This window comes from Nocardiopsis sp. CNR-923, from assembly GCF_001942255.1.
Lineage (GTDB): Bacteria > Actinomycetota > Actinomycetes > Streptosporangiales > Streptosporangiaceae > Nocardiopsis.
Genome location: NZ_MKKC01000063.1, coordinates 81,902 through 90,230, shown reverse-complemented (window position 1 = coordinate 90,230; position 8,329 = coordinate 81,902). Strand labels below are relative to the sequence as shown.

The 8,329-nt window shown below is 68.6% G+C and carries 9 protein-coding genes; 6 read left to right on the top strand and 3 right to left on the bottom strand.

Translation table 11 applies throughout. The features are described 5' to 3' along the window. The first annotated feature begins 145 nt into the window (after positions 1 to 145). The 4 genes from BJF83_RS05725 (at position 146) to BJF83_RS05705 (ending at position 3,925) form a co-directional block, all read left to right on the top strand. A complete protein-coding gene (locus BJF83_RS05725; RefSeq protein ID WP_143831798.1) occupies positions 146 to 577 on the top strand; it encodes a hypothetical protein in 432 nt (143 codons plus the stop codon). A 390-nt stretch (positions 578 to 967) separates the two neighbouring features. After that, the gene (locus tag BJF83_RS05720) at positions 968 to 2,176 is read left to right on the top strand and encodes a helix-turn-helix domain-containing protein (protein WP_075925463.1); all 1,209 of its coding nucleotides are present in this window, start codon (positions 968 to 970) and stop codon (positions 2,174 to 2,176) included. 700 nt (positions 2,177 to 2,876) lie between these two features. Beyond that, positions 2,877 to 3,086, top strand: coding sequence for a hypothetical protein (locus BJF83_RS05710; RefSeq protein ID WP_075925462.1), 210 nt, complete (start codon positions 2,877 to 2,879; stop codon positions 3,084 to 3,086). 173 nt (positions 3,087 to 3,259) lie between these two features. Continuing rightward, entirely contained in the window at positions 3,260 to 3,925 is a 666-nt protein-coding gene (locus BJF83_RS05705; RefSeq protein WP_158070337.1) for a pentapeptide repeat-containing protein, read from the top strand. 167 nt (positions 3,926 to 4,092) lie between these two features. On the opposite strand, the gene BJF83_RS05700 is transcribed toward BJF83_RS05705, so the two are convergent. After that, positions 4,093 to 4,362 carry a GntR family transcriptional regulator gene (locus BJF83_RS05700; protein WP_075925461.1) on the bottom strand — a complete coding sequence of 90 codons (270 nt, stop codon included), beginning with the start codon at positions 4,360 to 4,362 and terminating at the stop codon, positions 4,093 to 4,095. Positions 4,363 to 4,999: 637 nt separating this feature from the next. On the opposite strand from BJF83_RS05700, the gene BJF83_RS05695 reads away from it, so the two are divergent. Next, complete coding sequence (locus BJF83_RS05695; protein ID WP_075925460.1) at positions 5,000 to 5,680, top strand: response regulator transcription factor; 681 nt, start codon at positions 5,000 to 5,002, stop codon at positions 5,678 to 5,680. 4 nt (positions 5,681 to 5,684) lie between these two features. Here the strand turns inward: BJF83_RS05695 and BJF83_RS05690 are convergent, their stop codons facing one another. Next, entirely contained in the window at positions 5,685 to 7,097 is a 1,413-nt protein-coding gene (locus tag BJF83_RS05690) for an SDR family oxidoreductase (RefSeq protein WP_075925459.1), read from the bottom strand. Positions 7,098 to 7,346: 249 nt separating this feature from the next. Between BJF83_RS05690 and BJF83_RS05685 the strand changes: the two genes are divergently transcribed. Further along, positions 7,347 to 7,910 (top strand): HAD family hydrolase, encoded by a 564-nt coding sequence (locus BJF83_RS05685; RefSeq protein ID WP_262391344.1) that lies wholly within the window; start codon positions 7,347 to 7,349, stop codon positions 7,908 to 7,910. A gap of 62 nt (positions 7,911 to 7,972) precedes the next feature. Here the strand turns inward: BJF83_RS05685 and BJF83_RS05680 are convergent, their stop codons facing one another. Beyond that, positions 7,973 to 8,269, bottom strand: coding sequence for a DUF6221 family protein (locus tag BJF83_RS05680; protein WP_075925457.1), 297 nt, complete (start codon positions 8,267 to 8,269; stop codon positions 7,973 to 7,975). Between the last annotated feature and the right edge of the window lie 60 nt (positions 8,270 to 8,329).

The following is an 8,329-nucleotide window of genomic DNA, read 5'->3' as shown; positions in this document are numbered from 1 at the left end:
ACCGCTCTCTGGTCGGCGCGGGGGCGGCCGGTCTTCGGCGGCGGGGGCAGTAGCGGCTGGACGATCTCCCAGAGCCCATCGGGCAACACGTCACTCACATTCCGTGATCATGCCAGGCTCGGAGTCATCTCGCAGGACTTTTGAGATGAGCTCTAAAGCTGCCGCTGAATTCACGCGCCACGAACTGGAAATGAACGGTCGGGTAATGGTCATCGGTCCGGACCTGATGGAAGCGTTCCTGACCATTCCAGCACTTCAGAACGCCGCTGCCGCTGGCAGTGACCAGGCTCTGCGAAACGGTGAGATTGGCCGCGTGTTCGGGTTCCGAGTGTTCATCTCTCCATTCGTGAACGGCACTACCGCCTTTACACGCGACGCGTTCGCACTGGCATGTCGTGCCCCGCGAGTCTCTGAGGGTGCGGGTAAGTCCGCTTCGCAGCGGCACAACGGGTACAGTCTGCGAGTCGTGCAGGACTTCGATATGACCGTGCGTGCTGAGGTCTCCCTGATGTCCACGTTCGTGGGCGCGGGCGTCCTCGATAACCGGCAGTCCATGTCGTTTGGTCTCGCGGCTTGAACGTAACCACCTCCCCCTGCCCCTTCCGAAGGGGACAGACAGCGGTGGGGTACAGCGTCTCAGTCGCTGCCCAAGTCTGGACTTTTTGACTACCCAAAGTGACCAGCACATGCACGCGGACAGACGCGCGCACATTGCGGGCGTGCACTCGCGCGAGGCACGTTCCCCGTCGCCCTGGTGGCGATTCATACCGGAGCGGCAAAGCGCTGAACAGCGTGTTCGCCGTTCCTGCCGGACTGCTTTCGTCGCCCTGGTCGTCGTTGCCGCTGCCGTGCCGCTCACCGTAAACCCCTTGCCACTGCATACCGCTGCGTCGGAAGCCCCTTGCCGTTGCCGCGAGGTTCCCGGAGAGACTTTCCGCGCATCTGCCAACGGACCTAGCCTGTCAGCATGGAACACCTCGGTGAGCGCCTCGCCCGCCTGCGCAGGTTCTCCGGCCTCTCTCAAGAAGAGTTGGCCGCGAAGGCAGGCGTATCCGTCGATACCGTGCGAAAGCTGGAACAACGCCAACGGCACAGCGCACGGCTTCCCACGTTGCATGCCCTCGCGAGTGGGTTGGAGGTCGAAGTCACGGCGTTGATCGGTGACCCTCCGGCCGTTCCGTCGAACGGGGACCCTGAACCCCCGGAACTGGTGGCGCTCCGCCGCGCTATCTCGCCCCCACTGTTCGCCCCTCCGCCCGCTCCGGAGAGCGCGGAGGAACTGTCCGTGCCGTTGCTGCGCGCGGAGATATCCGACGGTTGGTCGCTGTACCACTCTGCGAACTTCGGCGAACTCATGCGCGTTCTCCCGGGGATGATCGCGGACGCGCGCCTTGTGGCGTGTGTCGGCACGTTCCCACAGCGTGCGACCGGTGAAGCGGCGTTGAGCAAAGCGCTACAGCTTGCGGGGCACCTGTCTATCCGGCTGGGGAAAACGGACCTCGCGTTGTCAGCGTTGGAACGCGCGACGAACGCTGCACAGAACTCCGGAGACCCGTTGCTAGCTCCCATGGTGTACGGCTCCGTTGCTTGGGCCTACCAACGGCAGGACCGCCTACAGGACGCGAGCGGCCTCGCCCTACACGCAGCGGAGGACGTTGAACGCGGGGGCATCACCACAGCCGCGAGCTTGCGCGTGTGGGGTGGACTCTTCATGTCTGGGGCTACCAGTGCGGCTAGGTCGGGGAACTACTCCGAGTCCGCCGACATGATGGCCCGCGCGGAGAAGGAAGCGCGACGCATCCCCAAGCTTCCCCAGCCTGTCGACAGTCGCGCGGTGTCGATCTTCAGCACGTCATCCGTGCGCATCGAACGCGTCCGCCTCGCGGTACAGCACGAACGCCCTGACGAGGCGATACAACTCGCCCGGGGTATGCGGGTGAACGGGCAGACTCCGCCTTCCTGGCGAACGTGGCTGCTACTGGATATCGCCCGTGCTCACACGGACGTGGGCGACGCGTTCGGGGCCGTGAAGGCGCTACAGACGTTGCGTCGTAAGTCTCCCGCGTGGATGCGGCATCACACGTTGGCTGTGGTAATCATTCAAGACTTGCTAGCGGGATCGGTACATCCGCCCGGTTTGAACTCACTTGCGGAATTCGTCGAATTGCCGACCTGATAGGCGAATTTAGTGAACAGAGACTAGGACACGGCGTCCCTGGTCTGTGGTTGGTTGTACCTACAGCCTGGTGCTATGTCTGCCGCGAGCCTCCACCAGAGAACGCACGCCGATACCTCTGACCCCACCCTCGCCTTGCGCTCCGCCTTGCACCGCTGGGGCCTTCCCGCAATGGACGGTGAGCTTCCCGGGGCCGTCTGCGTGGAACACGGGGGGCGTCAGGTCACGGTCCGCTACGTGGATCACCAGTGGTGGCGACCGATGCCCGGAAAGCCCGGGGTGACCGTGCCCGTTGCGCACGAAGGGGCGGAAGACGCCCTCGCGCGACACCTCGCACGGGAACTCCTAGGAAAACTCCCGTGACTCCGGACCGCATTCCTCCGCCCCTCGCGCGGACCCTCGCGGACGTTGCCTATCTGGCACAACCGCGCGAGCGCCCCCGCAATGTGCGGACGTACACGCCCGGTCCTCTTCCTCGCCGCGACCGTGACCGCGATCGCTGGCCGCACACCATCAGCACGGAGACACAGCCCCGATGAAGCATCCCAACCCCGAAACGCCCCGTGTACCGCTTCGTGTGTGCGTGTGCGCGTGTGCCTGCATTCGTGCGCGTTCACGTGCCCGACGTGCGGAACGAAGTTGACCAAAGACGGGCACTGCCCGTACCGCTAAGCCCACCAGTGATCAGGAGGTAGCCGTCATGCGGTGGGAGCACCGCCGCGCCGACCAGCTCACGCGCCACGACATCGTGTTGATGCCCGAAGGCCAGTTGCGGGTGGTGTCCCAGATCCTCCCGCCCCGAAACGGCAACGTCCACGTGCGCCTGGGCGCGACCTGGTACGTGTTCGCCTGCGCGGCTGAGTTCCCCGTGGACGTCCGTCCGAGGAGGGGTTCGGGTGGCCTCGCATGACCCCGTGGTCCGTTATCTGGGGCACCCCAGGGCGACGTCGCCGGAAGCTGGCACACCTGCCACACCCACCTCGCCCGTCAGTACGGGATGCGGCACTCAGAGGCGAACGCCGTTCTCGCGTCCGCCTCACGACAGGGAACGAGCACACCTATCATCCGGAAGGGACACTGAGTATGGCCACCTGCGACACCTGTAACGGGGCCAAGACGATCGTGGTCACCCGTGACGGGGGAACCGAACGCATCCTGTGCCCCGCGTGCAACGGCACGGGCAAACGCCAAGAGGAACTGATGGAAACCGTGAACGTCCATGACGTGCGCGTCCTGCTTCCTGACGACGAAGAGGACGTACACACCACCTGGCCCCATGCCGACACCCTGGCCAAGGCGGCTCTCTCACACGCTGAGTACCGGGGTGTGGACCTGGCCGGACATCGGTGGAACGACGTGAAGATGTCTCGTGTGGTCTTCACTGACTGCCGTCTCACCGGGGCCGTTCTGAACCAGGTCACCATGTCTGACGTGCTGTTCCGTGACTGCGTGTTCGACTACGCGCACATGGCCCGGGTGAGGGCCGCCTCCGGGGTGGCGTTCACGGGGTGCCGGTTCACCGAGGCCGTGTTCGATTCCTGCGACCTGTCAGGAGTCGCGATGGACGGGTGCCGTCTGGCAGGCGTCCAGTTCGACGGAACCCGGATGGACGGCTGTGACCTACGCGGGAGCACCACCGAGGATGTGGGGGGTGTCCTGTCGCTGCGGGGGATCAAGGTTGATGCTGACCAGGTCCCGAACCTCATGGCGTCGGTCGTGGCCGACCTGGGGTGGAAGGTCGACGCCTGACCTGGACGCACGACCGCCCCACCAGCCCCCGGCCACCGTGTTCGATCGGGGGCTTTCGTGCACCGACACCCACCACGAACAGTGGAACGCGTTGAGGCGGCTCCGCTCTCGCCCCGCTATCCCCCCCGGGGGGTGCTGTGAGGGAAGCGTCCCCGGGGTTCTTCGTGTCAGTCGCGGAGAACTGGCCACGCTCCTTTGCCGTTCGACACCCGAACGCGTCCACGCTCAGCGAGTACCGACACCGCGCGTTGCGCGGTACCGCGCGACACCCCGTAGTCCGCTTGTAGGTCAGCCACTGTCGGAAGCCGCTTGTCCTGGGGGAAGTCGCCCCGGTCGATCCTGGCCGCGAGGATCGCCGCGAGTTGGGCGTACTTCGGTTCCGGGCCTTCCTTGACGAGGCTGTCCGGCCCGAAGCCAGCGGGAAGCGGTGTGGTCATAAACCCATGATCCCACGCCAGGGAGATTTGAAGGCTTGGGAAGCTCTGAATCCTTGGGCAGGTCTGAACGGTTGCGATATGGTCACGAGCGCCAAATGACAGAGCCCCGGCGGGTGTTGTTACCACCCCCGGAGCGTGGCCACCGATTCAAGGGATCAGTGACATGCACACACTACTTTCCTGCCTCGCGGTGATCCTCCGCGTACTCCGCTCGCCCCGTGGGCAGCACGCCGCCCCCGCGTGCTCCGCCGAGAGGCACGCCGGGCGAACCGCGTCCGCCGCTACGCCGCGAACCCCCGCCCCGCCTTGCCGGTCGGTCCGGGCTACGGGAACCCGTTCGCAGCGGTCGCCCCGGTCCGCGAGGTGCGCGAGTCTTTCCCATCTGCTGCGATCATCCGCCCCGGCTTCCGCCACTGGGAAACTGCGCAGGCAGCCGCCTACGCGGACAGGCAACGGCTGGGCATCACCGTCGCGATGGACATCGTGGCCGGACCTGACACGGCTACTCGGAGAGGATTTCCCGCTCCCGTCTCTGTGGGCGCGTAGGCGATAGCCGCCGCGACGTCTGAACCACCCACCTACGGCCCTCGCTCTTCGGAGCGGGGGCCGTTTGTCGTGTGCGGGCTACAGTCCAGACATGGACGAAACGCGGGCAGGCGCAGGCGGGATAAAATGTGTGAGAGTCCTTCTCGCCGACGACCAGGAGATGGTCCGGACCGGCTTCCGCTACATGCTGGACGCCGAGGACGACATCGAGGTCGTGGGCGAGGCCGGTGACGGCGTGGCGGCGGTCCGGCTGGCACGGGAACTGCTGCCCGACGTGACGCTCATGGACATCCGCATGCCCGGGGTCGACGGTCTGGAGGCGACGCGTCGGCTGGCCGGGCCCGGGGTGGTCGACCCGCTGAAGGTGGTCGTGGTCACCACGTTCGACCTGGACGAGTACGTGCACGCCGCGTTGTCGGGCGGCGCGGTCGGCTTCCTGCTCAAGGACGCGGGTCCCGCGCTGTTGATCGAGGCGGTCCGCGCTGCGGCGCGGGGCGACGCGATGGTCTCACCGCGGATCACCGTCCGTCTGCTCAGGCACTTCGCGCGGACGGGGCCGCGCCCGGAATCGGACACGGCGGGACTGACCGGGCGCGAACTGGAGATCGCGCGCGCGGTGGCGCGGGGCCTGACCAACACGGAGGTGGCGGCGGAGCTGTACATCACCGTGAGCACCGTCAAGACCCACCTGGCGAGCGTCCAGAACAAGCTGGGGGCGCGCAACCGGGTGGAGATCGCCGCCTGGGCCCACCGGGGCGGCCACGTGCGCTGAGCGCCTACCAGGCGGCGGGCGCGTAGTCCTTGAGGAAGCAGCCGTAGACGTCCTCGCCGCGCTCGCCCCGGACGATGGGGTCGTACACGCGCGCCGCGCCGTCCTCCAGGTCCAGCGGGGCGTGGAACCCGGCGGCGGCGATGCGCTCCTTGTCCGGATGCGGCCGCTCGTCGGTGATCCAGCCCGTGTCCACGCTGGTCATGAGGATGCCGTCGGTCTCCAGCAACTCCTGGGCGCTGGTGCGGGTGAGCATGTTGAGCGCGGCCTTGGCCATGTTGGTGTGAGGGTGGCCCGCCCCCTTGTAGCCGCGTCCGAAGACCCCCTCCATGGCGGACACGTTCACGACGTAGGCGCGCCGGGCCGGTGAGGCGGCCAGGGCGGGGCGCAGCCGGTCCACGAGAAGGAACGGCGCGCTCACGTTGCACAGCTGCACCTCCAGCATCTCGACGGGGTCGACCTCGCCGACCGTGCGCGACCAGCTGTTGACGGGAGCGAGGTCGGGGACGAGGCCTCCAGCGTCGATGGCGGTTCCCTGGCGGACCCGCTCCATCGAGGCGGAGCCGGTGGTCAGGGCCAGGGAGGTGAGCATCTCCGAGGTGAACACGCCCGACTCGCCCGAGCCCAGCACGCGCGGCGCCACACCGCCGAGGACGAGCGGCTCGGGCACGTCCGCGGTGAGCGGTTCAGCCTCGGCGGCGATCAGCGGCCCGTAGGCGCCCGGGGCGCGCCGGACGGTCTGCGCCGCGTTGTTGACGAGGATGTCGAGGTGCCCCCGCTCGGCGACGGCGTCGGCCAGCCGCAAAACCTGGCCGGGGTCGCGCAGGTCGACCCCCACCACGCGCAGCCGGTGCAGCCACCGGTCGCTGTCGGGCATGGCGGAGAACCGGCGGACCGCGTCCTTGGGGAACCGCGTGGTGATCGTGGTGTGCGCGCCGTCGCGCAGGAGGCGCAGCGCGATGTACATGCCGATCTTGGCGCGCCCGCCGGTGAGCAGGGCGCGACGTCCGGTCAGGTCGGTGCGCGCCGCGCGGCGCTCCCGGTTGACCCGCGCGCAGCTCGGGCACAGCTGGTGGTAGAACGCGTCGACCTCCGTGAACTTCTCCTTGCACACGTAGCAGGGCCGGGCCTTGCGCAGCACGCCCGCGAGCTCTCCGGTGGCCGCGCCGGACAGGGCACGGCCGTTGGTCTCGTCGTCGATCCGGTCGGGCGCCGCGGTGGCGGTCGCGGCCAGGACGGCGTCGTCGTGGGCCTTGCGCTCGGTTCGACGGACGCGCCGGCGGTGCTCCTTCACGGCCTTGAACAGTTTGGCGGTGGCGCGCTGCAGGGTGACCGAGTCCGGGTGGTCGCTGGGCAGCTCCACCGCGCGTTCGAGCACGTCCAGGCACACGCGCAGGTGCTCCGGGTCGACCCCGGCCATGTGTTCTTCCGTCACCGCTGGCTCCACGCTGTCCTCCGTGGCCCCCGCCGGGCCATCAGGAACCCTATGCGCATCCGGGGACCAACCGGGGCGCGACTGGGTAGAAGGAGGGACAGCACCCCCTCACCCCCCGGTAGGAGCTGAGATGCGACCCGCCCCGCCGCCCTCGCCTTCGACGTCCTCGACACCCTGTTCCCCCTGGGCCCGCTGGAGTGGCGGTTCCGTGAGGCGGGAATCCCGCGGATCCTCATGGCCCGGTGGAGCGACCACCTGTTGCGCGACGCCTTCGCGCTGGCCCTGGTGGGCGGAGACCGCACGTTCGAGGACGTGGCCCGGGGCTCGCTGCGGGACATCACCGGCCACCAGATCGCCCCGGCGGCGGAGGACGCCATCGTCGAGGGGCTGTCCCGGCTCGCCCCGCGGCGCGAGGCCGTCCACGCCGTGACCGCCGCTCGGGAGGCGGGCCTGCGGGTGGCGGCGCTCACCATGGCAGGCGAGGACGCGGCAAGGGAGCTGTTGTCGGGGGCGGGACTGCTCGACCTGGTCGACGGGGTGTGCTCCGGCCGGTGGCGGCCCGCCGGGGAGGCGTATCTGGCGGCGGCGCGCGAGATGGAGGTCGAACCGCACCGGATGGGGCTGGTCACCGCACACGGTTGGGACGTGGCCGGTGCGGGACGGGCGGGCCTGGTGACGGGCTGGTCGGCCCATCTGGAGGGCCGCTTCCCGGCGGTCTTCCCCGAACCCGACGTGCGGGGCCGGGACCTCGGGGAGGTGGTCGAGGCCCTGCTGGGCCTGCGGGCCGACCCGGCGTGACGCCGCGCCCGCCGGTAGATAGACGCTGGGCTGACCGCCGAGCGGACCGGCCGTCCGCCCGGTCAGTCCTCCCAGGTCCGGTCGTACTGGGGATGGGCCCGGTACACGGTCGCCACGTACTTCACCGCGCGACGCCAGGCGAGCAGTTCCGACCACGGGTCGCCGTCCGCGGGCGAGGAGGGCGCCGGTTCGAGCACGCGCATGCTCGCGGCGTGCGCCCGCGTGTACCCCTGGATGATCATCCGCTTGGCCGCCACCTCCGCCAGAGCCCGTTCCCGACCACGAGTGCCCACGGGAACCGCCCTCGACGCTCGCTCGTCCTCGTCCAGCCGCGCGTTGAGGAACTCGACGATGGTCAACGAAAGCAGCTCCCTCCGGCCCCGACGTGTCCGGTCAAGTATCGGTGATCCGACCGCGGC

Excerpts from the sequence above, each read along its gene's own strand:
- BJF83_RS05725 (WP_143831798.1), top strand. The coding sequence starts at position 146 with ATGAGCTCTAAAGCTGCCGCTGAATTCACGCGCCACGAACTGGAAATG.
- BJF83_RS05685 (WP_262391344.1), top strand. The coding sequence starts at position 7,347 with ATGGCCCGGTGGAGCGACCACCTGTTGCGCGACGCCTTCGCGCTGGCC.
- BJF83_RS05710 (WP_075925462.1), top strand. The coding sequence starts at position 2,877 with ATGCGGTGGGAGCACCGCCGCGCCGACCAGCTCACGCGCCACGACATC.
- BJF83_RS05695 (WP_075925460.1), top strand. The coding sequence starts at position 5,000 with ATGGACGAAACGCGGGCAGGCGCAGGCGGGATAAAATGTGTGAGAGTC.
- BJF83_RS05720 (WP_075925463.1), top strand. The coding sequence starts at position 968 with ATGGAACACCTCGGTGAGCGCCTCGCCCGCCTGCGCAGGTTCTCCGGC.
- BJF83_RS05705 (WP_158070337.1), top strand. The coding sequence starts at position 3,260 with ATGGCCACCTGCGACACCTGTAACGGGGCCAAGACGATCGTGGTCACC.
- BJF83_RS05690 (WP_075925459.1), bottom strand. The coding sequence starts at position 7,097 with ATGGCCGGGGTCGACCCGGAGCACCTGCGCGTGTGCCTGGACGTGCTC.
- BJF83_RS05700 (WP_075925461.1), bottom strand. The coding sequence starts at position 4,362 with ATGACCACACCGCTTCCCGCTGGCTTCGGGCCGGACAGCCTCGTCAAG.